The following is a 23,951-nucleotide window of genomic DNA, read 5'->3' on the forward strand; positions in this document are numbered from 1 at the left end:
TCAAATTATTCAGTGTCCTGTCCTTCATGGTAAATCTTCTCGAGCGCTTCCTGGAATAATTCAACAGGCTGTGCGCCTGAAATTGAATACTTATCGTTAACAAGGAAGAATGGCACGCCTTGAATACCGAGGCTTGATGCCTGCGAGATATCTACATTTACATCCTGGTTGTACTGATCGCTGTTTACGATATCGCGGACAGCTTTGCCATCCAGTCCGAGTGATTCTGACAAGCGTGCAAGCGTATCTTCGTCGTTCAGCACCTCGCCGTTTGTGAAGTGTGCATCGTATAGTGCTTTAAAGAACTCAGTGCCTTTACCTTGTTCCTTTGCATATTGGAATACACGGTGAGCGTCTAATGTGTTCGTTAATTTAGCAGTCTCATAATTAATTTTCACACCTGCTTTTTCAGCTGTTTCTGTAACTTGTGCAAACATTCCTTCTGTTTGGGCTGCAGTAACACCTTTCATTTTAGAGAAGGTTTCAGCATAAGTTTCACCCGGAGTATATTCAGCATCCGGCATCAGCTGGAAACTCTTATACTCAATTTTCACTTCATCTTTATGTTCAAATTTTTTAAGTGCATTGTCTAAGTTTGCCTGTCCGATAAAACAGAACGGACATACGAAATCTGACCAGATTGTAATTTTCATTATTTTTTATCCTCTTTCTCTTCGTTGATGGGACCGCAAATACCGGTCTCGAAGTCACATACCATTCCCGAACTGCCAAGATCCAAAGTTTCAATCCCTGTAATCTCTTTAAGCGCTTCTTTAGAAGTGATATTTTCATTTTCTTTTACACTCACAATTAAAACTCCTTTCGTGTAAAGCAGAACTTTAACTGTCTATAATTTTAACAGGCGGGGTGGAATAACACGATAAAACTGCTTATCAGTCATGTATTGCTTCAATAACTTTGTCGGGATTGAAACCCGAAATGACTTTGCCGTTAATAACTGTCTGGGGCACTGTGAATTTTCTCGTACTGCCAATCAGTTTAACGATGGAAACCGGATTAATGTCTACATTAACCTCTTTATATGAGATATCCAGAGAATCCAGCAAATCTTTTGCCATGCCGCATACCGGACATGTCGCCGATGTAAATATTTTTACTTGTTCAGTCATAATGTTTCCTCTCTCGTTTCTATTAGTTACTTAATTTTAACAGGATAATTGTACAATACCGAAAAAACTGCCTGCAGCTCATTGAGCAGCAGGCAGTTTAATATTATTTAGCGGTCCCACACTCTGTGTCCTTTAACATCGTTCAGGAAACCGTCAAAATTCTGTTCAATATCAGTAACGCCGAGATTATCTTTTGTGAATGACAGTGAGTCAAATATATTTACTGAATCAGTACCGAAACCAATTGCCTTTTTGTGCTTATAAGCAATTTCAAGGTTTTCAATTGCCGGCGCCGGCAGCGGCTGTTCTCCGCTGATCACGATAAGTGAGTCAAACAGCACGGCATGTACTGTATCAAATGTCGCATCGAGTGTAATATTCCCGATGTGATAGATTTTATCTGAAATAAACATTGGCTGAAGGCCTTGTTTTTCAAGTTTTTCTTTCGCTTCTTTCAGCGTTTCTTCTGCAACGTCCGGCATAACAATGACGCCGACTGTACGTGTGTTCAGTGAGAAGTTTGTATATGTCATGCTGAGTGCAGGTGAGCTTTTATCTTAAGTTGATTCGTTATTCTCAGGAGGCACCGGGACACCTACATGGTCTGCAACATATTCTGTTAAATCACGGTCGATATTGTTCAGCAGATTGTTAATCGCAAGTTCTCTGATTTCCATATCACATTTACCAAGTTCAAAACTGAATGCATCATATAAATGCTGTTTCTCGTCTTTGGATAATGAGTTTAGGAACAGTTTAGCCTGGCTGAAGTGATCTTTAAAGCTGTCGCTTCTTGCCTGGATTTTACGACCTTCAACTTTTTCATGATAATGTTCATAACCGCCTTCTTCAGGATTTAAAGGTTCAGGCTGATTATCGTTCATATGGTTAATATGATGTGCCGTCTGTCCTTTATGAATAAACATTTGGTTGTAACCGTCACGCTGGTTATTGGAGAACGGACAGATACTTGATACGCTCGTAAATACACTGTCACAGCCGTTATCTGCACTGCCTCCGGTAGCAACCGCACTCGGGATGTTTATAATGAACTCAGTCTTTAACTTTTTTGTATCTTCAGGGAGCGGACAGGCAGCAATCATGATGCCGATTCAGACACCGCTTGCAGATATGATTGGTATTTTTAGACAGGTCAGTGTGCTGGCATTCCAGTTTGGAGACGGATTTTCCAATGTACTGTATCCGACATCAGGACCGTTAATGGCAAGCCTTGCAGTGGCAGGGGTGTCATGGATTAAATGGGCGAAATGGTTTATGCCGCTGTTCTTAATATGGTCAGCGATAGCATGCATACTGTTAACAATCGCAGTACTTATTAATCTGGGACCTTTTTAGGGGTTAGTATCTGAGACGGTAAATCGTTATAATGACAATATCAACATGAAAGCGAGTGATTACATATGGAAATATACAGCTATCAGAACGATAAGCTCGAAGCTTCGCCGGAAGATATCTTTGCGGTCATCAATGATGATGAACAGCTTAAAAACATCTTCAGTATTCTTAAAGGTATAGAATATAATACTAAAGGGAAGCGCTCAAAAGGAACAAAATTCAGAATAACGCTGGGCGTTAGAAATAAGACATACCGTTTTAGAAATGAGATTACAGAATACGTTGATAACAAGCGTATAGTGATGAAAACCATGCTTAAACAGGGCGTTATAACAACGTTATTTAATGTCGAGCCCGCAGGTGATTATTCAGAACTCACTGTGAAGTCATCTATAGAAAGCGGAATGGGTGTCAGAGTGTTTGCAATGACAGTAAAACCTGTCGTTAAATCGGTGATGAACAAAGAAATGAAAAAACTTGAAGAAGCAGTTACTGCTGAAAATTAAATTTAAGATATGACAATCCAAAAAGCTTTCTGTTCAAATAAGGCGGAAAGCTTTTTTAATATGAATATTTTACTGTAATTAAGGAATATACAAAGTACAATAGAGTAATCGCTTAGTACCGTGAACGAGCAGGAAATAAGAAAAAGTAGAGGGATTTCAGAATGAAGAAGAAACCAAAAGCTAAACAAAATGCACCGCGTCATGAAGAATGGACTGTGAGAGAACATACAGAAGTACTCGAGTTTTTATTCAAAGTCATGCCGTCAAAAAGCCGTAATGCTGTTAAAGGTATTTTAAAACGCGGCCAGATTGTAGTTAACGACAAACCGACAACTCAGTTTGATGACAAATTGAAACCGGGAGATCATGTTCAAATACGTGCACGTGTGGCTTCGGCTTCCATAAAATTAAAAGGTGTGACAATACTTCACGAAGATGATGATGTCATTGTGATTGATAAAGAAAGCGGACTGCTTTCAATGGGCTCGAAGCAGGAGCGGCAGATGACGGCTTACAAACAGCTGATGGACTACGTCCAGAGTATTCATCCGAAGAACCGTGTGTTTATCGTCCATCGACTGGACCGCGATACTTCGGGCGTAATGATTTTTGCGCGCAGTAAAATTGTTCAGCAGAAGCTGCAGAAGTCATGGACGGAAGCCGTGCAGGAACGTTCATATGTTGCACTGGTTGAAGGTATTGTTCAAAAAGGCGGCACGATTACATCATGGCTGACAGAGGACAAGACATTCATGATGCATTCAAGTCCAAAGCCGAATAACGGACAGAAGGCAATTACACACTACAAAGTGCTGAAATCGAACCGCAGATTCTCGTTATTAAAAGTTAGTCTGGAAACCGGCCGTAAAAACCAGATACGTGTGCATATGCAGGAACTTGGTCATCCAATCGTCGGAGATAAGAAATACGGTTCAGAAATTAATGCGATTAACAGACTTGGACTTCATGCGAATGTAATTAAATTTACTCATCCGACTAGTGGTAAAGTCATGCGCTTTGAATCTGAAACACCATCATCATTTACTAGAGGATTTTAAGTAGAAAACGGGGTGGAGTATGCAAATTTTCAGAGTGCACGAAAATCATAAGATAAGTGCGCAATTTTTAGATAATCGACGGCTGTCTAAACAGGTGCTGGAAATGTATCAAATTATCCAGGTCTGTCTTGGAGAAATGAAAATTATTGAAACGAATACCCGTTATCTTACTCATCCGATTGTGAAGTCTATTTATAATGAAGGATACCCTTATATACTAGATGCACATGCTTTGCTTAAAGAGCTGGATGAGGAGCATCAACGGCGTGGAGGGAAGCGCTCAATTGAATTCAGGAAGGATTTGTCTGCACTCAGTGAGATTGTTGAGGCGCACAAGATTAAGTTTAATCCCGAGCAAATTCCGCCTTTCTTCGTTTACGGTGATGAAAAGTTATACGGTGAAGCAGTTTACGGACGTTATGAACAATTATTATTTGATAAATGGCGGCTGGATAAAATATCACCGCGCTGCAATATAAAATGAAATCAGGCTCAGACTTTTTAAAAAAGTCTGAGCCTGATTATTTTTATCTGAAATATTTTTTATCAGCGCGGGATTTGAATGCTGTATTTCAGTCATGTTGGCAATATAAGTTTATAGTAGACAAAAACAGGGAATTATTTATGTAAAAATACACTAATGAAGGAGTTAAAACGCATTCATGTCCTGGAGATGTTTAATTTTACCATTATCCATGTTAGCATTATTAGTTGTTTAGAGCATATTTAACTATGCATCCCTTTGTCGTGCGATTCTATTCGCAATGAACCTATGTCCTGAAGTATTATTCAGACATTGTCTAACGTCACCGTTTTTATTTCATTTTTTTCTGGAGTGCACATGCACCTTCCATCTTTTTTCTCACAAAAAAGTAAAGTGTTAAAGAATCACCGATTATCTTATATAGAGACCTCTCTTTTATTTAGTGTGTCTTTATATGAGACATCACAATTTAATAAGGAGGATATTTCATGAGAAACAGAAAATCAACAGTAACCCCTGTATTCTATATTTCACTTGCTGTCGCATTTGTATTTATTTTATGGGGCGCGTTTTTCCCGGCGAATCTGGAAACTATTTTAGGTTATATTAACAATTTTATTTCTAATGAACTCGGCTGGGTATATATGCTCGCAATGACGGGCTTTGTAATTTTTGCACTTTATCTTGTTATCAGTCCTTACGGTAAGATTCGTTTAGGTAAACAGGATGAAAAACCTCAGTACAGCTATTTCACATGGTTCTCGTTCCTGTTCACAGCAGGTATGGGTGTCGGACTTGTATTTTACGGTGTAAATGAACCGCTGACACATTTCCACAACCCGCCGATTACAGAAGGCGGCACGGCACTTGCTCAGCAGGAAGCACTACAATATACATTATTTCACTGGGGACTTCACCCATGGGCAGTATATGCAGTAGTTGGACTGGCACTGGCATATTTCAACTTCAGACACAACGCACCGCTGCTAATGAGTTCAGCACTATCACCATTAATCGGTGAAAGATCAAAAGGCTGGATGGGTACAACAGTTGACGTTATAGCAGTATTCGGTACAATTTTTGGTATTGCAACGTCGCTGGGTCTCGGTGCCACACAGATTACAGCAGGACTCAGCTACAGCTTTGACGCGATAGAAAATAATCTGCTGACACAGATGATAGTAGTTATTATTATTACAATTGCATTTATCGCATCAGCAGCGACAGGGGTTAACAAAGGTATCCGTTACTTAAGTATGGGTAACGTTGTTATTGCGATTGCATTAATGATTTTCGTATTTGTATTTGGTTCTTCAGTATTAATGATTGAATCATTTATGACGAATACCGGAAACTATCTGCAAAACTTAGTTAGTATGACATTTAACATGAACTCATTTGTTGGTGACAGAGGATTCCTGAACGACTGGACATTATTCTACTGGGCTTGGTGGATTGGCTGGGCTGCATTCGTCGGAAGCTTTATTGCACGTGTTTCACGAGGCAGAACAATCCGTGAATTCATCATCGGTGTAATGGGTGTTCCAGTATTATTCAGTGCAATCTGGTTCGCAATTTTTGGTGTTGCAGGTATTGAAGCAGATAACCTTCTTGGCGGCGGACTGTACAGTCTGATAGAAACCCAAGGTAATGAAGTTGCATTATTCGCATTCCTTGAAAACTATCCGGCAGCACCCCTAATTATGGGTATTGCGATATTACTGATTGCATCATTCTTTGTAACATCAGCGGACAGCGGTACTTTCGTACTGAGCATGCTGACAACAGGCGGTTCACTGAATCCTCCGCTTAAAGTTAAATTAATCTGGGGCGGTATCTTAGCTGGTACAGCAATGGTATTACTTGCTTCCGGTGGTTTAACAGCGCTTGAAATGGCAATGCTGATTGCGGCATTCCCGTTCACCTTTATCGTGATTATGCTCGCAATATCACTGTACAAAGCATTGCGCAGTGAACACGGCATTATTCAGCTTGAGAAACAGCAGCTGATTTTTGAATCAAGTTACAGAGAAGATACACAAAAAGAACTGGAAGAAAAACGCGAGGCGTTTGAAGAAACACTTCCGGATGAACAGCCGCCTGAAGTTGAAGCGGAAAGTAATGAACAAGATAAATAGAATAACTGTATAAAAGGATGCCGGACTTGCCGGCATCCTTTTTTTAATGATTACTTACCGGTGAAAACGGGCAAATACATGTATACGAATTTTTAGGAGGATATTGTTTTGAGAAAAGCAGCAGAAATTGAAATAACACCTCTGAAGCATTCCGATGACGGCATGATACCAAATCATCCATATTATCCTTTGCTGCATTATAAAAATGTGATGGAAGAACAGGACGATATAGAAAAAATATTAAGTGATAATAACTGGCGTGGTATATGGAAAGGCGGCGTGGCATCTTTTCATCATTACCACAGCATCACGCATGAAGTAATTGTTGTAGACAGCGGCAGTGCCACACTGCATCTCGGCGGTGAAGAAGGTACGAAAGTTACAGTCGAAACAGGAGATGTCGCCGTTATCCCTGCAGGATTCGGTCATAAGAAAATTGACAGCAGTTCGGACTTTGCAGTGTACGGTGCGTATCCGGACGGCAAAGAATATGATTTCTGCTACGGTAAAAAGGAAGAACGCGAAGAAAAACTTAAAAATATAAGAAATGTGCCAATGCCTGAAAACGATCCGGTATTTGGTGCTGACGGTCCTTTATTTGAATACTGGAAAGACTTATAGATTATCTGAAATATAAAGAGGAGTGTAATGAACATGGGGATATTTGATTTTCTGAAACAGGATGACGACAACAATGAAGCAGACGATAAGTCGCTGGAGCCTTATACGGAATTGTCGACGGGTCTCGATGACTATCAAAACCCCACATGGGGACAGGTCGAAAGTGCAGTAAAAGATGTCACAGAAGAGGAAGACAGCTTTGCGACACTGGCATTTCACAATAGAGGACTCGAAGTAGATACTCTGCAGTGTATTAAATTTGAAGAAGGTTACACTATAGAAGCATTGCCGGCACAGGAATCCGAAAACTTTGGTATGATTTACCACCTCGACGGATTAAGTTATGAAGAAACTGTAAAACGATTTGAAGAGTTTTATGAAACTCAGAAGGTTTCAGGATATAAAAATTTCTCCAAAGACAGCTTTGAATAAAAAAGACGGAAGCAGCAATGTGCTTCCGTCTTTTTATGTGTGATTTATACGATACCCTGAATTCTTAAAATGATTTCAGCAATAATCGCTGAACCCAAGTATGTACCGAGCAGTATAAACAGGTTAACTTCGGATGGCTATTTTTATTTAAAGTTTGAATAATGCCAAATTATAGGCTTAATCATTTACTAAGTCAAAATAATCTGAAAATAAATTTGGGATACAAATCTTTATTCCTACTAAAATACTATGTATAATGATGTTAATTTAAAAATGGAGGAAAACTAATGAAGAGATATCTAATTTTATTGACCGCAGTCTTATTGAGCCTGCTTGCAGCTTGCACTGATGACAGCGAAACAGATGAAGATGCTGCAGATAATCAGGAAAGTACTGCGTCGGATATAAGCATGAGCTTGCTTGCAACGCCAAATTCGATGGATCCCCATGCAGCGAATGATCAGCCATCTAACCATGTAAATGTAAATATCTATGAAAGACTGGTAGAATTTACGCCGGATCTTGAAATTGTACCGGGTCTCGCTGAGTCTTACGAACAGCTTGACGATAACACCTGGGAATTCTCTTTGAGAGAAGGAATAGAATTTCATGATGGTGAAGCATTTAATGCAGAAGCAGTAAAAACGAACCTTGACCGGGTGAGAGATGAAGAAGTTGGTTCGCCGGTAGCTTTTTTATTTGAGCTTATCGATGAAGTTGAAGTGATTGATGAATTTACAATACATATTAAAACCAAAAGTCCATTTGCTGCTTTACCGTCTCACCTGGCACATCCAGCGGGCGGAATGATCAGTCCGGCAGTAATTGAAGAAGACTATACAGAGGAAGAGTTATTAACAGCAGTACACAAAGAACCAATTGGGACAGGGCCTTTCCAGTTTGAAGAGATTTCTGAGGGAGAATATGTCACTCTGGTTAGAAATGAAAATTATTGGGGAGAGCCGGCTCAGGCAGCATCATTTACATTTAATGCTGTACCTGAAGATGCAACGAGAATTGCTGAATTAACCACAGGAAATGCAGATTTAATTTATCCATTAGATCCGAATGATTTTACACAGGTTAGTCAGCAGGAAGGCACGATGGTAAATGAAACAGAAAGTGTTCGTATGGAGTACGTTGGCTTCAATACAGAAAAAGAGCCATTTAACGATCCAGCGCTCAGACAGGCAATTGCTCACGCAGTAAATAAAGAAGAGATTATTAATATTATGCTTGAAGGAAAGGCAGTTGTGGCGGATACACCGTTGAGTGCAGCTGTAAACGGACATAGCGATAATATTGAAACAGTTGAATATGACCCGGATACAGCGAGAGAAATATTGGCAGACAACGGTTATGAAGATGGTTTCACAGCAGAAATTACTGTGCAGGATAGAACAGCGGCGGATATTGCGACCTATCTGCAGGAGGAGTTAAAAGAATTAAATATTGAATTGGAGATTTATCAAATTGATCCGGGAGCATTCCTGGATTACGTCGGCAATGGAGAACATGACATGTTTATAGGCGGCTGGGGAACTGTAACACTTGATGCAGATTACGGATTATTCCCCTTGTTCCATTCATCTAATATTGGGACATCAGGCAACCGGACTCATTTTTCTAATGATGAAGTAGATACATTATTAAGCAATGCGCGTTCAGAAATAGATGAAGAACGCCGTCTGGAATTATATGAAGAGGCACAGCAGATTATTATAGATGAAGCGCCTTTAATACCGCTTTATCATCCATACCTATTAGTTGGAATGAGCGATGAAGTGAAAGGTTATGCACAACATCCAGCAAGTTTCCATTTTTTAAAAGAAGTGAATAAATAGAAAAACACCGAGGATAATATCCTCGGTGTTTTTAAAACTGTTATAACCTCAGACTCTCAATCATTTTTGTTTCTGCCTGCCCGCTCCCAATAATGTATCTGATAATGAACTGAGCCGCGAGTGTAATGTGTTTATTAGAATAAGGCAGTTTTTCTGAGTGGTCCAGCAGTTTATCGTACAGCTCATTAATCGTAAATTGTTTCATGAGTAACAAATTGCGATATTTCTCAATCGTGTAGTTATCGATATTAAAAAAAGAGTCTTGTTTCATACGAGCTTCAGGCTGCAGGTATCTCTGGATGGACTGCAATACAATCAGTATCGTGAACAGATTCAAGTGGCGCAGGCTGTTTTCAATATCGTTCAATTCAGTGCTGTAGTATTCCGCCAGCAGATGATGACATTTCACCACATCATATTTATTAGATTTATCTATACCGGCAGCAATTTTCTCTTCATGCAGTGCAATAATAATTTCAGAGTTGCTCATATCCGGATGTTTAAGATAAAAAGCGTAAGCTTCCTGAATAGTAACAGGGCCGTGAAGACTGATATAATTTATAAAAACAGTGTCATGAAGAAAAGTTTCAAGTGAATCATCGGCAACGTAAACACCTTCTAAATCAAGCTCAGTTAAATCAATAAATGCCTGATGCTCTTTGGCACGTTCAATTAACTCCTGCTTCGATCCGGAGACCTTAATGCCGGATTTTTTAAGTAAATTTTTTATAACAGGGACTGTAAATTTAGTCAGGGTGAAAAAAAGATCATGGGACTTTGCAACAGAGCCTGTTTCAATCAGTTGATTTAACAGCTGTTCTGGACTGCGGTTATATTCGGCTGTCCAAAAATTATGCTGCATTGCTTCCTGTTCGGTTTTGCCGTTTACATAATGCAGAAAGAGCACTTCAACAGCATCCAGATTCATTATTATCACATCCTGTACAAACGTACGTTCGTATTTTATTATAAATGAATGAGAGAAAGATGTCAGTTATTTACTATTTTAAAGAGGAGAAGAACAATGGCCGAGCATAAAATTTATAAAATGAGTTTCAGTACAGTGTACCCGCTTTACATTAAAAAAGTTGAACGAAAAGGCAGAACGAAAGAAGAAGTGGATGAAATTATTCTTTGGCTGACGGGCTATTCACAGAGAGAGATGGAAGAACAGATTAAAAAAGAAGTAAACTTCGAAGAGTTCTTTGAACAGGCACCTGCACTGAATCCGGCAAGAAGAGAAGTAAAAGGTGTGATCTGCGGAATCAGAGTCGAAGAGATAGAAGAGCCGATGATGCAGGAAATCCGCTATATGGATAAGCTGATTGATGAACTGGCTAAGGGTAAGAAAATGGAGAAGATTTTAAGAACAGAGCAGTAGTATTGAGATAAGACAATCTGCATGTTATATTATAAAGCGTAATAATTACGATTTATAATATAAGGAGAGTTGATATGGCAAAAAAATCAAAAGTAGCAAAAGAGTTAAAGCGGCAGGAAATGGTGGAACGATACAAAGATCTTAGAGCGGAAATGAAAGCAAACGGTGATTACGAAGGATTAAGACAATTACCGAGAGATTCATCGCCAACAAGATTAACTAATAGATGCCAGCTGACAGGTCGCCCGAGAGGCGTCATCAGAGACTTCGGTCTGTCGCGAATTAAGTTCAGAGAACTTGCACATAAAGGACAGATCCCTGGTGTGAAAAAAGCGAGCTGGTAAAATAAAAAAGCTGTATGAACTGGAATAATATCCGGTTTATGCAGCTTTTTTTATTTTGTTTTTCTTTAAAGAGTGAAAAAAATGATTTTAATGAAATATAATATTAGAATAATTGTAAGGACTAATCAAAGGGGGACAATTCTCATATGGCAACTGCAGCATTGAAAAAACGCGTTCAGGAATTCCTGAACGGAGATAAGGGATTATATATTAATGGAAATTATGTTCCGTCAGCGAGCGGAAAGACATTTGATGTATTCAATCCGGCAACGGAAGAGTTTATAGCCAAAGTATCAGAAGCTGATGAGTCTGATATCGATAAAGCAGTACAGGCTGCAAGAGAAGCATTTGATAATGGTGAATGGACACAGATGGAAGCGGCAGAACGCTCACATATTATTTATAAACTTGCGGATCTGATGGAAGAACATCGTGAAGAACTGGCACAGCTGGAGGCACTCGATAATGGGAAACCTTATATGCAGGCGCTGGAAGATGATGTCGACGGTACGATTCAGCATTTCAGATACTATTCCGGATGGGCAACTAAAATTACAGGTCAGACAACAAATGCACTGAATGATTACCTCACATACACTGTGCATGAACCTGTAGGTGTTGTCGGACAGATTATTCCATGGAACTACCCGCTTGCAATGGCAGGGTGGAAACTAGGTGCAGCACTGGCTGCCGGCTGTACTGTTGTAATTAAACCGGCTGAGGAAACACCACTGTCGTTATTATATGCAGCCAAATTATTTAAAGAAGCAGGATTCCCTGACGGTGTTGTCAATGTTGTACCCGGGACAGGAAGTGTTGCAGGCAACTCAATTGTGACGCATAAAGACATCGATAAAGTAGCATTTACGGGATCTACTGAGACCGGCCGCTTAATTATGAAAACTGCTGCAGACGACATTAAGAGTGTAACGCTTGAACTTGGCGGGAAATCACCGGCAGTAGTTCTGGAAGATGCGGATCTTAATGCAGCACTTGACGGCATGTTTGACGGGACGATGTATAATTCCGGTCAAAACTGCAGTGCAACAACACGCATTTATGTACAACGTAAAATTTACGACGATGTACTGACAGCATTAAAAGAAAAAGCCGAAAAGGCAGTTGTTGGACCGGGACTTGATGAAAGTACTGAGTATGGACCGTTAGTGTCAGAAAAACAATTAAATACTGTTCTCGGCTACATTGAAAAAGGTGAAGAAGAAGGTGCCAGATTACTCACCGGCGGCTCAAGAAAAGGCGACAAGGGTTATTTTGTTGAACCGACAATTTTCGCTGATGTAAAAGACGACATGACGATTGCGAGAGAAGAAATATTCGGACCTGTAATGTCAGTACTTGTTTTCGATGAAATTGATGAAGTAATCAAACGTGCGAACGACAGCGACTATGGTCTCGCTGCAAGTGTATGGACGGAAAGTATTAAGAAAGGTCATCACATCGCAGGCAAACTGAAAGCCGGAACGGTATGGATCAATGACGTTGGTCTTGAAATGGAAACTATGCCATTTGGCGGGTATAAAAAATCCGGTATAGGAAGAGAAATGGGCGGGGAATACGGTATTTCCAACTATATCGAAGTGAAAAGTGTTTTTGTAAATCATAAAATAGATTAATTTCATCACATAAGAACAGGGGATTATAAAATGAAAATTTATTTAGCAAGTCCATTTTTTGACGAAGAACAGGTTGAACGTGTAAAACGCGTGGAGAAAGCTCTGGCAGATAACCCAACAGTAACGGAAGTTTTCTCTCCGCGTCTGCAGCAGGTTGAGCACCTGGAACATGGTTCTGATGAGTGGCGCGATTTTGTATATAACAACGACATTAAATATATTGAGTGGTGTGACGCTGTCGTTGCCGTTCATGACTATGTGGGAGAACACGTTGACCCCGGTACTGGTTTTGAAATCGGCTATGGCAAGGCATTGAATAAATTTATTGTTCTCTATCAGGAAAAAGATCCTGTAACGGAAGCGCCGGTTAACCTGATGCTGACGGATTCGCTGGATGTGTATATTCAGGATATCGATAAACTTGCGAAATATGATTTTAATGAAAAGAAGAGAAAGAGATTCGAAAACTACAGCTTTGCGCCTATAGCCAAAGAAAAATAAAGTTTTTACAGCATATTTTCAGAATATGCTGTTTTTTTATGTTATAACAGACTGTAAAGTGAAATTGCCGATGGAAAGTTACCACAGCATATAAAAATACATAAAGCAGGTGGCAGAGATGTCTTTTGATAACCATATCGCAACGTTGAAATACGCTTTTCCGAAAACCATTCCGATTCTTGCAGGGTTTTCATTCCTCGGAATTGCTTACGGAATTTACATGAACTCGCTTGGTTTTGGACCGTGGTATGCAATTTTAATGAGTATATTTATTTTTGCAGGCTCGATGGAGTTTGTAGCCGGCAGCATGCTGCTCGGTGCATTTAACCCGCTCAGTGCATTTCTGCTGACGCTGATGATTAATGCGAGGCATCTGTTCTATGGAATATCCATGCTCGATCAGTTCAGGGGTGTGGGAAAGAAAAAGTATTATTTAATATACGGAATGTGTGATGAGACTTTCGTTATTAACAGTACTGAAAAAGCACCGGCTCACATTAATTCAGGATGGTTTATGTTTTACGTTACCGTGCTGAACCAGCTGTACTGGGTAGGCGGTACAACGATAGGAAGTCTGTTCGGCTCTGCCGTAACGTTTAATACAGAAGGACTGGAATTTGTAATGACCGCGCTGTTTGTCGTGATTTTTCTGGATCAGTGGATGAAGGAAAGATACCACGTCAGTTCAATTATCGGTATTGCGGCATCTGTATTAAGCCTTGCTATCTTTGGCCCTGGGAACTTTATCATCCCGGCGATGGTACTGATTTTAATTGCACTGACGCTGATTAGAAAGACGATGGCCAAAAGAGAGGTGATCTCGTAATGACACTAACTCAGCAAATAATTATTATTGCGTGTGTTGTACTGGGGACACTGACGACAAGATTTCTGCCGTTTTTAGTATTCAGCAGCGATAAAGAAACGCCGCAATACATAAAATATTTGGGATATATGCTCCCGCCGGCCGTATTCGGTCTTCTCGTAGTCTATTCATTACGAGAAGTGGAAGTTACAACAATCAGCGGCTTCCTGCCGGAACTGCTCGCAGTCGGACTGATTATTATTCTGCATTACTGGAAAAAGAGTATGCTGCTGTCGATTGCAGGCGGCACGATTTTCTATATGATTTTAGTGCAGATGGTGTTTTAGATAGATGGTATAACAAGTTAAAAATATCCTTCACTCTATTAATTAGAATGAAGGATGTTTTTTATAAGTTTTTATACAAATCTTTTCGTCTGCTTTTAAAAATAGGAATATCAGTACGGACCTGATCAATATAATCCAGATCAATCTCGGCGGTGACGACTTCCTCAGTGTCTTTCTCCGCTTCAGCCAGAATTTCTCCAAATGGATTGATTATCATTGAACGGCCTGCGAATTCAGTACCGTTACTCTGTGTGCCGACAGTGTTACTGGCAACGATATAACACTGATTTTCAATCGCTCTTGCTTTAAGCAGTGTCACCCAGTGCTCTGTCCGTTCAATTGGCCATTCTGCAACGACGAATATAATTTTTGCGCCTGATAAAGACAAGTCCCTGAACAGTTCAGGGAATCTTAAATCGTAACAGATGGCCAGGCCAACTGTTTCACCGTTAATTTCAAATCCTTCAGCAGATTTGTCGCCACTTTCCAGAAATTCGGGCTCATTCAGCATCGGTACAAGGTGCATCTTGGAGTATTCGTAAATCAATTCGCCATTATTATCCATTGTAAAAGCAGTGTTATAGACACCGCTGTCTCCGTACGTATTCGGAACTGATCCGGCAACAACTGTTACATTATTATCTGCAGCCAGCTTGGCAATAAATGATTTTACCGGCTCAAGATGGTCAGCTGCGTAGTCTTTTATATTTTCGAGATCATAACCTGAAGTCCACATTTCGGGCAGGACGACAACATCTGTGCTGCTTAAATCAGTTTCAGAGAACATGTTTTCCACTTTGTTTAAATTGGCTTCTGTATCGCTGTCGATGACTTGAAATTGAAAGATTTGAATTTTCATCTTTGCACTCCTTTTATCGTTTAGAAATTTAACTCCACAGTATACGTCTAAAAACTGTATGTAAAGAAAAGCATTTCTTACCTTGCAAAATACATAGTGAGATAGTATGATTTGATTTATATTTAATATCTGAAAATTCAACCAATACAATGGAGGATTAATATGACTAACGAAAACTGGAATTTAGAAACTTTAACGATACATGCAGGGCAAACGGTAGATGATTCAAAATCACGCGCGGTGCCTATTACACAGACGACGAGCTACGTGTTCGATGACACGCAGCATGCTCAGGATTTATTTTCTTTGGCGAAACCCGGAAATATTTATACGCGTATCATGAACCCGACACAGAATGTTTTTGAAGAGCGTATTACGGCACTTGAAGGCGGTGTGGGCGCTTTAGCTACGTCTTCCGGCCAGGCAGCGATTCATTTATCACTCTTAAATATTGTAGAAACAGGTTATGAAATTGTTGCATCTGCGAACCTGTACGGCGGTACATACAACCTGTTAAATGTAACGTTTAAGAAAATGGGAATTAAAGTTCATTTCGTCGATCCTTCGGATCCTGAAAATTTCAGAGCGGCAATTAATGATAAAACACGTGCGGTCTTTGCAGAAACAATTGGAAACCCGCGTATCGATGTTTTAGATATTGAAGCGGTAGCGGAAATTGCCCACAGTAACGACCTGCCTCTTATTGTCGACAGCACATTCGCCACACCTTATTTGCTCCGTCCGTTTGAGCACGGAGCAGATATTATCGTGCATTCAGCAACTAAATTTATCGGCGGTCACGGTACTTCAATCGGAGGTGTCATCGTCGACAGCGGTAAATTCAACTGGGACAACGGCAAGTTCCCCGGATTAGTTGAACCGGATGAAAGCTACCACGGTGTGTCTTATGTAAATGACATCGGACCTGCAGCGTATATTACTAAAGCACGCGTTCAGCTGCTGCGTGACCTGGGTTCTGCAGTATCACCATTTAACGTTCAGCAGTTCCTTCTCGGGCTTGAAACGCTGCATCTCCGCATGGAGCGTCATTCAGAAAATGCGCAAAAAGTAGCGGAGTATTTAGAACAGCATTCTAAAGTGAAATGGGTAAATTATCCCGGACTTGAGAGTAATAAGTATCATAATCTCGGCAAGAAATATCTGCCGAAAGGACAAGGCGCAATTCTGACATTCGGTATCGAGGGTTCAGTGGAAGAGATTGCGAAATTCGTCGACGGACTTGGACTGTTTTCACATGTGGCGAACGTCGGGGATTCGAAATCATTAGTGATTCACCCTGCATCGACAACACACCAGCAGTTATCTGCAGAAGAACAAATTGCATCAGGTGTGCTTCCGGAATTAGTACGTCTGTCAATTGGTACAGAAAACATCGATGATATTATCGGTGACCTGGAACAGGGATTAAAAGAAGTCTAAAAAGTAATCCTGCTGAAACCGTGAGAGGATATCTCACGGTTTTTTTAATTAAATACAGAAACGGCCGATCGCCTGTCAAAAACAGGGTATAAGAATTAGGAATCTAAAATTTGGAGGTATGGTGCATGAACGTAAACAGCTGGTCTAAAAATCTTGTGTCGGGTTACTGGCCAAAGCGCGAACCTAATTCCCATAAAGGCAGTCACGGCAAAGTCGGTATTATCGCAGGCAGTGAAACGATGCCTGGAGCAGCAGCACTTTGTGCTGCTGCAGCGGTCGAAAGCGGAGCGGGTTTAACGACGGTTAATACACTGCGGTCAGTCATTCCGATTGTTGCAGGACATGTACCGGAAGCTACTTTTTATTACAGAGATGATAATTTGAACGGGTTTCTGGAAGGTAAAGATGCAGTCGCAGCCGGTCCGGGTCTCGGACGTTTATCGGATGATATTATCGAGGACTTAATTACAAATTTTAATGGACCGCTGGTGATTGATGCGGACGGATTATACAAACTCGGAAGTCATGAGGATTTAATCAGAAAACGGACAGCACCGTTAATCATTACACCGCACGCGGGCGAAATGGCACGCATTATTAATAAAGATATCGAATACGTTAACAGTAATCGTTATGAAACAGCTGCGAAACTTGCGGCAGATTACGGTATATATGTCGTGCTGAAAGGGCCGGAAACAATCGTTGCAGAGCCGGAAGGCGGATTGTGGATCAATCATACCGGCAACTCAGGTCTCGCTAAAGGCGGCACCGGGGATGTGCTGACAGGAATGATGCTCGCATTTATTGCGCAGGGGACAGACATTCAGCCTGCTGTATCGAATGCAGTATATCTGCACGGCTATGCAGCGGATTATTTAATCGAACAGGGTGTGGCAATCGAAACCGTGACTGGATCAAAAGTAATCAATGTTTTAAGCGAATCGTTTCAGGCAGCATTAACTTAAAATCTTTAAATCATTGTGGGCAGGGTAGCTGAGTAACAGAATAAATAATAAAGGAGATTTACACTCATGAAAGATAATATTTACGGAAACATTCCATGTTTTTTAGGCGCAGAAAACCTTGTTAAAAAAGGTGAGTACGATACAGATGTCATTTTCTACGGTGCACCTTTCGAAGGGGAAAGCACGTGGGGAGATTATACTGGCGTGGAACTCGGACCGAAGCAGATCCGTTCATCGTCAGCACGCTACAGCGGTTATCTGCCGGAACTCGACCACGTTGATGTGACGGAACATCTGACGTTCGGCGATGCAGGGGATGTGCCGTTTGTGGCACATGATAATGCACAGTCATACCAGAACATCGAAGATTTCTCTGCTGAATTATGGAAAACTGGTAAGTTTCTCGTCGGATTCGGCGGCGAGCACGGTGTGACGTATCCGATACTTAAGTCGCTGGCTGACAGCGGCAAGACAGTCGGCATTATACATCTTGATGCACATTACGATAACATGCCTGATTACGAAGGCGAAAAATATGCCCGCAATACGCCGTTTATGCGCTTATACGAAACAGAAGGAATTCGCAATGAATCGATTATTCATACGGGAATTCACGGACCGCGAAACAAACCTGACACAGGTCGCTACGCCAAGGAAAACGGTGCAGTAACGATTACGATAAACGACATCCGCGAAGCGAAAGATTTACGTGCCTATGCGAAAGAGATTTACGATATGGCGGCAAAAGATGTCGACGTTGTTTACTTATCCATCTGCAGTGATGTGCTGGATTTTGCATATAATCCGGGCGGTCCTGTAGACGGCAACGGTTTAACTTCATATGAATTACTTACATTAATACATGAATTCGGAAAGTACGGTCTGGCTGGTATGGACTACGTGGAAGTGTATCCGATGATGGATGCCAATCAGAATTCAGCTCACTTTGTCAGTTACGCAGTGCTCTATGTACTCGCCGGTCACTTAAAACACTTAGGTAAAATCTGATTAGACAGGGGATGCGATCTCAATGAACAGATTTAAGGAAATATTGAAAGCACTTGGACCCGGTATGGTCATCACCGCTTCATTCATCGGACCGGGAACAGTAACAACAATGACACGCGCCGGTGCCGGCTTCGGTTACAGTTTATTATGGGCGGTATTATTTTCTATCATTGCAACAATTGTACTGCAGGAAATGATTATCCGGCTGGCACTGGTCACAAGACGGGGCCTTGGTGAAGCGATTTACGATTTATTTAACAATACACTTGGAAAGTTTCTTGTCGTGTGGATTTCGATGCTCGCAGTGGCAATAGGCTGTGCGGCATACATGAGCGGTGACCTGCTCGGTACGTCACTTGGTCTCGGCTATCTGCTTGGTATACCGACAAATATACTTGCACCGATTGTGGGTGTCATCATATTAACGATTGGCATACTTGGAAGTTACAAAGTTGTAGAGAAAATTATGCTCGGCTTAATGGTTATTATGGGTGTGACGTTTATTACGACGATGTTCCTCGTTAAGCCGGATTGGAGTGAAGTATTCGGCGGTGCAGTCATACCTTCGATTCCGGATGGTTCGATTATTATGGTGATCGCACTGATCGGTACGACGGTTGTACCGTATAACTTCTTCCTTCATGCAACAGCTGTACACGAACGTTTCGACGGATTGAGAGATTTAGCACTGGCACGCTGGGATACAATTATTTCGATTACAATCGGGGGGATTATCTCAGCTGCGATTCTGATTTCTGCCGGTGCACTGATTTATGGTCAGGAAGTCGATAACGTCGTTGCACTTGCAGGGCCGCTTGTACCGATACTTGGTGATGTATGGGCACCGATCTTTATCAGTATAGGTTTGTTTGCCGCAGGTTTCTCTTCTGCACTGGCATCACCGATGGGTGCGGCGGCAACGGTCAGCTCTTTCTTTAAATGGGAGGGCGGCATGAAGAACACGAAATTCAAAATGATTTTCGGACTGGTTATACTGATAGGTGTAATAACATCGGCAATCGGCTTTGAACCGCTTGAAGTGATTCTTCTTGCCCAGGCATTGAACGGTGTTATTCTGCCGCTGATTGCGATTCTGATTTACATTATTGTTAACAAAAAAGGGCTTATGGGGAAACATAAAAACGGCCCGATTCTAAACATTGTCGGATTTTTAGTAGTGGCTGTCGTTTCATTCCTGGGAATTTACAGTATGATCGATGCAGTCACGGCATTTTTCGGATAAATAGTTAGTCAATGGCCCCGTAAAGGGGCTATTGTCATTAAATTGCTTTCATCCGCCGGCATGACTTAAGATGAATAGAAATACATAAAAAACAGGGGGAGAAATATTTATGAATATTGGATTAGTTGGTTCTGGGGCAATCGGTCAGTATTTATTAAAGAACATTAACGGCAGCAGCAATGGTGACTTAAATATAACAAGCGTATTCGTGCGGAATTATGATAAGTACAAACATCTTGAAAAAGAGTATAATGTGGAACTCTTCACAGATTTAAACGAATTTCTCGCAGCAGATACGGATATTATCGTAGAAGCAGCGAATGTAGAGACGGTTAAGGCACTGCTGCCGGAAATCATTAAGGAAAAAGATACAATGCTCATCAGTATAGGGGCATTGGCCGATGAAGCACTGCTTAAAACCGTGTCGGGTGAAAATAACAAAACACTCCACCTGCCGTCAGGCGGTATCGGCGGAATGGATCTGGTGCAGAATGCGAGAGCACTAGGCAACCTGGACACTGTAACATTAACGACGCGCAAACCCGCACCTTCACTTATTGATGAGCCGGTTGATGCTGAAACAGTAGTCTTTGAAGGAAAAGCAAAAGATGCCATCGATAAATTCCCGAAAAACATGAATATCTCGATTATTTTATCGCTTGCAGGAGTCGGTATTGATAAGACAAACGTTGTACTGATCGCAGATCCGAAAGCAGAATTAAATAAACATACGATTAATATCTCGGGCAGTTTTGGTGATGCGGAGTTCACAATCAGCAGCAATCCGCTGCCGGAAAACCCGAAAACAAGTTCACTTGCAGCATTAAGTGTGTACGCAACGCTTGAGAGACTGGCTGAAAACGTTAAAATCGGCTGATAACATGACAAATGTCATGTGAATTTACTGACAGTTTAGTCTATATGCCAATCTCTTTATCATTCATAATTAAATACGAATAGATATGGAAAAGAGGAAAGCATATGACTAAAGAAAAACAGGCGGCGCTGAGAAAAAGTGTAATGCCCTATGCAAAATCACAAACTAAGACGAGTGTCATACAGCTGCTGAACACGATATTGCCGTTCTTTATACTATGGTTTTTAGCTTATCAGTCACTAAGTGTTTCATTCTGGCTGAGCTTGCCATTTTCAATACTGGCAGCAGGATTTATGATTCGTTCATTCATTATTTTCCATGACTGCACGCACGGATCATTCTTTAAAAACAAAAAATTAAATAATTTCTTTGGGAATGTAACCGGAGTTATTACACATTTCGCATATGAAAAATGGAAAAAAGAACATGCGATTCACCACGCAACAAGCGGTAACTTAGATAAACGCGGTGTTGGTGATATTTGGGTTATGACAGTGAAAGAATATGAAGAAGCGAGCAAATGGGAAAGATTCCAGTACCGCTTATACCGTAATCCGGTTATTTTATTCGGTTTCGGTCCGCTTTACTTATTCTTAATTGCAAACCGTGTTAACCGTAAAGCAGCGAAACGCCAGGAACGTATTAACACGCACGTTCTTACATTAATCATTGTGGCGATTTACTTACTTATCGGCTTTACTTTAGGCTGGCACGTACTGCTGATGGTACAGCTGCCGATTATTTACATCGCAGGTATGGCCGGAATCTGGTTATTCTACGTTCAACATCAGTTTGAAGATTCATACTTTGAAAATGAATCAGAATGGGATTTCGTAAAAGCTGCGGTAGACGGCAGTTCTTACTACAAACTTCCAGCCTGGCTTGAATGGATGACAGGCAGTATCGGTTACCACCACGTGCATCACTTAGCACCGCGTGTACCGAACTATCATTTAGAAGAAGCACATGAAAACACGCCGCCTCTTCATCAGGCGACGACAATTACTTTAAAAACAAGTTTGGAATCGATAAAGTTCCGTCTTTACGACGAAGAGAACAATACGTTCATTACGTTTAAAAAGATGAAGGAACGTCTTGCAGGTAAGACTGCAGAGAATACTACTGCATAATAAGAAATATCAGCATCCTCCTATGTAAAATAGGGGGATGTTTTATCTCTATATACCAGTCTTTGATATAATGGGCTGAACAGCAGAGTGAAGGAGCGAATGAAGGTGAAAGATTGGTATCATATTTTCCCGTCAAATACGGGCTTAAGTCTTTATATATGGATTATTTTTTGTGTGCTGCCATTTTATTTTATCTTTCGTGCGACCTCGCTCAGTGAAATAATAACCGGTATTGTAACGACATTAATATTTTTTGCGGTATACTGGCTGACGTTTAATTCAAAAGGTGCATTAGTATATATCGGGGTCAGCATCCAAATTATTATTAATATTATAATGACGATATTATTCAGCTACGTGTATTTTGCCTTGTTTATTGCTATTTATATCGGCAATATTAGAAGTAAAGCGGGCTTCATTACGATGTATGTCCTGTTACTGGTCACAACAGTTTTGGCCATAGTATATGCATCGTTCTTTAATTATATGATCTTATTAACTCATCTGCCTTTTCTCATTATGACTATACTTGGGATTATACTGATTCCTCTGAATAAACGGAGCCGGATCAAGCAGGATGAGCTGGAAAACCAGCTGGAAGATGCTAATCAGCGGATAGCAGAACTCGCAATTAAAGAGGAACGTCACCGTATTGCACGTGATCTGCATGATACCCTGGGTCAGAGGCTGTCGATGATCGGTCTTAAAAGTGATCTGTCACGCAAGCTTATCGATAAAAATCCCGAGCAGGCGAAACAAGAACTGCAGGATATTCAGGATACGGCGCGCCATGCGTTAAAAGAAGTTCGAGAAATGATTAGTGATATGAAGCGGGTCAGTTTTACAGAAGAGCTGAAACATACGCAGCTGATTTTGGACACTGCTGACATTGAGCATACAGAAACGATAGAAGCAGACTTTAAAAATATACCTGTATTAATAGAAAATGTTCTCAGCATGTGTTTAAAAGAATCGGTAACCAATATTTTGAAACACAGTAATGCAACAGAATGCATGATTATTCTGACGGAGTCTGAAAAAGATATATTTTTAAAAATATCTGATAATGGTACTGGAACAGCCAGTTTTAATTACGGCAACGGTTTGCAGGGAATGAAAGAACGTCTGCAGTTTGTTAACGGTGATTCTCATATACACAGTTCGGACAGAGGTTTTGAAGTGAATATGACAGTGCCGAAAGTACTAAGACAAATAGAGGAGGGATAGGATGATCAGAATTGTACTGGCTGAAGATCAAAATCTATTATTAAGTGCGCTCAGCTCGCTGCTTAATCTGGAAGAAGATATTTCAGTGGTAGGTATGGCCGGGAATGGCAGAGATGCGCTTAAACTTGTTGAAGAAAAGCAGCCGGATATTTGTTTAATGGATATTGAAATGCCGGTAATGACAGGGCTGGATGCGGCAGAAGAGCTGACAGAGACAGACTGCAAAGTGATTATACTGACAACCTATGCGAGACCGGGGTATTTTGAACGCGCCAAAAAAGCACAGGTCAGCGGTTATCTGCTGAAAGATACGCCGAGTGAAACATTAACAGAGTCCATCAGACAGATTATGACCGGGAAACGAATTTACTCTCCGGAACTCATCGATATCGCTTTTGAAACCGGAAATCCGCTCACATCGAGAGAGATTGAAATTATCCAGCTCCTTGCAGATGGTAAAACGACGAAATCCATTGCTGAAGAGTTGCATTTATCGAATGGTACGATTAGGAATTACGTATCAATTGTGCTTGATAAGCTGAGTGTAACGAACAGAATTGAAGCCATCAGGAAAGCTCTGGATAAAGGCTGGTTAAAATGAAAAGCAGTCTCTCTGATTAA

The 23,951-nt window shown here is 40.9% G+C and carries 29 protein-coding genes; 22 read left to right on the forward strand and 7 right to left on the reverse strand.

The features are described from left to right. Window positions 1–5: 5 nt before the first annotated feature. From HNR41_RS08465 to HNR41_RS11425, 5 genes are all read right to left on the reverse strand, one after another. Entirely contained in the window at window positions 6–653 is a 648-nt protein-coding gene (locus HNR41_RS08465) for a DsbA family oxidoreductase (protein ID WP_184283644.1), read from the reverse strand. After that, window positions 653–808 (reverse strand): hypothetical protein, encoded by a 156-nt coding sequence (locus HNR41_RS08470; RefSeq protein ID WP_184283646.1) that lies wholly within the window; start codon window positions 806–808, stop codon window positions 653–655. Before HNR41_RS08470 ends, HNR41_RS08465 begins: the two co-directional genes overlap by 1 nt. An 85-nt stretch (window positions 809–893) precedes the next feature. Then, complete coding sequence (locus HNR41_RS08475) at window positions 894–1,130, reverse strand: glutaredoxin family protein (protein WP_184283648.1); 237 nt, start codon at window positions 1,128–1,130, stop codon at window positions 894–896. A gap of 107 nt (window positions 1,131–1,237) precedes the next feature. Further along, a complete protein-coding gene (locus HNR41_RS11420) occupies window positions 1,238–1,663 on the reverse strand; it encodes a type 1 glutamine amidotransferase family protein (RefSeq protein WP_229714973.1) in 426 nt (141 codons plus the stop codon). A 24-nt stretch (window positions 1,664–1,687) separates the two neighbouring features. After that, a complete protein-coding gene (locus HNR41_RS11425) occupies window positions 1,688–2,233 on the reverse strand; it encodes a catalase-related domain-containing protein (RefSeq protein WP_260399597.1) in 546 nt (181 codons plus the stop codon). Here HNR41_RS11425 and HNR41_RS08485 point away from each other — a divergent pair. From HNR41_RS08485 to HNR41_RS08520, 8 genes are all read left to right on the forward strand, one after another. Beyond that, window positions 2,121–2,486, forward strand: coding sequence for an AbgT family transporter (locus HNR41_RS08485; RefSeq protein WP_260399602.1), 366 nt, complete (start codon window positions 2,121–2,123; stop codon window positions 2,484–2,486). The genes HNR41_RS11425 and HNR41_RS08485 overlap by 113 nt on opposite strands. A gap of 65 nt (window positions 2,487–2,551) precedes the next feature. Continuing rightward, window positions 2,552–2,992 carry an SRPBCC family protein gene (locus HNR41_RS08490; RefSeq protein WP_184283652.1) on the forward strand — a complete coding sequence of 147 codons (441 nt, stop codon included), beginning with the start codon at window positions 2,552–2,554 and terminating at the stop codon, window positions 2,990–2,992. Window positions 2,993–3,153: 161 nt separating this feature from the next. After that, a complete protein-coding gene (locus tag HNR41_RS08495; protein ID WP_184283654.1) occupies window positions 3,154–4,050 on the forward strand; it encodes an RluA family pseudouridine synthase in 897 nt (298 codons plus the stop codon). A 19-nt stretch (window positions 4,051–4,069) separates the two neighbouring features. After that, a complete protein-coding gene (locus HNR41_RS08500; protein WP_184283656.1) occupies window positions 4,070–4,534 on the forward strand; it encodes a pyrimidine dimer DNA glycosylase/endonuclease V in 465 nt (154 codons plus the stop codon). Between the two features lie 488 nt (window positions 4,535–5,022). Beyond that, window positions 5,023–6,672: a BCCT family transporter gene (locus HNR41_RS08505; RefSeq protein ID WP_184283658.1), complete on the forward strand. Its 1,650-nt coding sequence runs from the start codon at window positions 5,023–5,025 to the stop codon at window positions 6,670–6,672. A gap of 108 nt (window positions 6,673–6,780) precedes the next feature. Then, window positions 6,781–7,293 carry a cupin domain-containing protein gene (locus HNR41_RS08510; RefSeq protein ID WP_184283660.1) on the forward strand — a complete coding sequence of 171 codons (513 nt, stop codon included), beginning with the start codon at window positions 6,781–6,783 and terminating at the stop codon, window positions 7,291–7,293. 33 nt (window positions 7,294–7,326) lie between these two features. Then, a complete protein-coding gene (locus HNR41_RS08515; protein ID WP_184283662.1) occupies window positions 7,327–7,725 on the forward strand; it encodes a hypothetical protein in 399 nt (132 codons plus the stop codon). Between the two features lie 287 nt (window positions 7,726–8,012). Further along, complete coding sequence (locus HNR41_RS08520) at window positions 8,013–9,569, forward strand: glutathione ABC transporter substrate-binding protein (protein WP_184283664.1); 1,557 nt, start codon at window positions 8,013–8,015, stop codon at window positions 9,567–9,569. A 40-nt stretch (window positions 9,570–9,609) separates the two neighbouring features. Here HNR41_RS08520 and HNR41_RS08525 read toward each other — a convergent pair whose 3' ends face one another. Further along, complete coding sequence (locus tag HNR41_RS08525) at window positions 9,610–10,497, reverse strand: SAP domain-containing protein (protein ID WP_184283666.1); 888 nt, start codon at window positions 10,495–10,497, stop codon at window positions 9,610–9,612. A 96-nt stretch (window positions 10,498–10,593) separates the two neighbouring features. On the opposite strand from HNR41_RS08525, the gene HNR41_RS08530 reads away from it, so the two are divergent. The 6 genes from HNR41_RS08530 (at window position 10,594) to HNR41_RS08555 (ending at window position 14,581) form a co-directional block, all read left to right on the forward strand. Further along, window positions 10,594–10,950: a DUF2200 domain-containing protein gene (locus tag HNR41_RS08530; protein WP_184283668.1), complete on the forward strand. Its 357-nt coding sequence runs from the start codon at window positions 10,594–10,596 to the stop codon at window positions 10,948–10,950. 74 nt (window positions 10,951–11,024) lie between these two features. Then, entirely contained in the window at window positions 11,025–11,294 is a 270-nt protein-coding gene (gene rpsN, locus HNR41_RS08535) for a 30S ribosomal protein S14 (protein WP_184283670.1), read from the forward strand. A gap of 146 nt (window positions 11,295–11,440) precedes the next feature. Then, complete coding sequence (locus tag HNR41_RS08540; RefSeq protein WP_184283672.1) at window positions 11,441–12,928, forward strand: aldehyde dehydrogenase family protein; 1,488 nt, start codon at window positions 11,441–11,443, stop codon at window positions 12,926–12,928. A gap of 30 nt (window positions 12,929–12,958) precedes the next feature. Further along, entirely contained in the window at window positions 12,959–13,429 is a 471-nt protein-coding gene (locus HNR41_RS08545; protein WP_184283674.1) for a nucleoside 2-deoxyribosyltransferase, read from the forward strand. A gap of 118 nt (window positions 13,430–13,547) precedes the next feature. Continuing rightward, window positions 13,548–14,255, forward strand: a complete 708-nt coding sequence (locus tag HNR41_RS08550; protein WP_184283676.1) for an AzlC family ABC transporter permease — start codon at window positions 13,548–13,550, stop codon at window positions 14,253–14,255. Then, window positions 14,255–14,581: a branched-chain amino acid transport AzlD family protein gene (locus HNR41_RS08555; protein ID WP_184283678.1), complete on the forward strand. Its 327-nt coding sequence runs from the start codon at window positions 14,255–14,257 to the stop codon at window positions 14,579–14,581. Before HNR41_RS08550 ends, HNR41_RS08555 begins: the two co-directional genes overlap by 1 nt. 61 nt (window positions 14,582–14,642) lie before the next feature. On the opposite strand, the gene HNR41_RS08560 is transcribed toward HNR41_RS08555, so the two are convergent. Further along, on the reverse strand, window positions 14,643–15,440 hold the full coding sequence (locus HNR41_RS08560; protein ID WP_184283680.1) for a carbon-nitrogen family hydrolase: 798 nt from the start codon (window positions 15,438–15,440) through the stop codon (window positions 14,643–14,645). Window positions 15,441–15,602: 162 nt separating this feature from the next. On the opposite strand from HNR41_RS08560, the gene HNR41_RS08565 reads away from it, so the two are divergent. From HNR41_RS08565 to HNR41_RS08600, 8 genes are all read left to right on the forward strand, one after another. After that, window positions 15,603–16,880: a homocysteine synthase gene (locus HNR41_RS08565; RefSeq protein WP_184283682.1), complete on the forward strand. Its 1,278-nt coding sequence runs from the start codon at window positions 15,603–15,605 to the stop codon at window positions 16,878–16,880. Window positions 16,881–17,005: 125 nt separating this feature from the next. After that, complete coding sequence (locus HNR41_RS08570) at window positions 17,006–17,845, forward strand: NAD(P)H-hydrate dehydratase (RefSeq protein ID WP_184283684.1); 840 nt, start codon at window positions 17,006–17,008, stop codon at window positions 17,843–17,845. A gap of 66 nt (window positions 17,846–17,911) precedes the next feature. Next, a complete protein-coding gene (locus HNR41_RS08575) occupies window positions 17,912–18,853 on the forward strand; it encodes an agmatinase family protein (protein ID WP_184283686.1) in 942 nt (313 codons plus the stop codon). Window positions 18,854–18,875: 22 nt separating this feature from the next. Continuing rightward, the gene (locus HNR41_RS08580) at window positions 18,876–20,096 is read left to right on the forward strand and encodes an Nramp family divalent metal transporter (RefSeq protein ID WP_184283687.1); all 1,221 of its coding nucleotides are present in this window, start codon (window positions 18,876–18,878) and stop codon (window positions 20,094–20,096) included. 109 nt (window positions 20,097–20,205) lie between these two features. After that, window positions 20,206–20,973: an aspartate dehydrogenase domain-containing protein gene (locus HNR41_RS08585; RefSeq protein ID WP_184283689.1), complete on the forward strand. Its 768-nt coding sequence runs from the start codon at window positions 20,206–20,208 to the stop codon at window positions 20,971–20,973. Between the two features lie 104 nt (window positions 20,974–21,077). Next, window positions 21,078–22,103 (forward strand): Delta(5) desaturase DesA, encoded by a 1,026-nt coding sequence (gene desA, locus HNR41_RS08590; RefSeq protein ID WP_184283691.1) that lies wholly within the window; start codon window positions 21,078–21,080, stop codon window positions 22,101–22,103. Window positions 22,104–22,202: 99 nt separating this feature from the next. Beyond that, entirely contained in the window at window positions 22,203–23,330 is a 1,128-nt protein-coding gene (locus HNR41_RS08595; RefSeq protein ID WP_221432900.1) for a sensor histidine kinase, read from the forward strand. A 1-nt stretch (window position 23,331) separates the two neighbouring features. After that, window positions 23,332–23,931, forward strand: coding sequence for a response regulator transcription factor (locus HNR41_RS08600; RefSeq protein ID WP_184283693.1), 600 nt, complete (start codon window positions 23,332–23,334; stop codon window positions 23,929–23,931). The last annotated feature ends 20 nt before the right edge of the window (window positions 23,932–23,951 follow it).

Source organism: Jeotgalicoccus coquinae (assembly GCF_014207425.1).
GTDB classification, from domain to species: domain Bacteria; phylum Bacillota; class Bacilli; order Staphylococcales; family Salinicoccaceae; genus Jeotgalicoccus; species Jeotgalicoccus coquinae.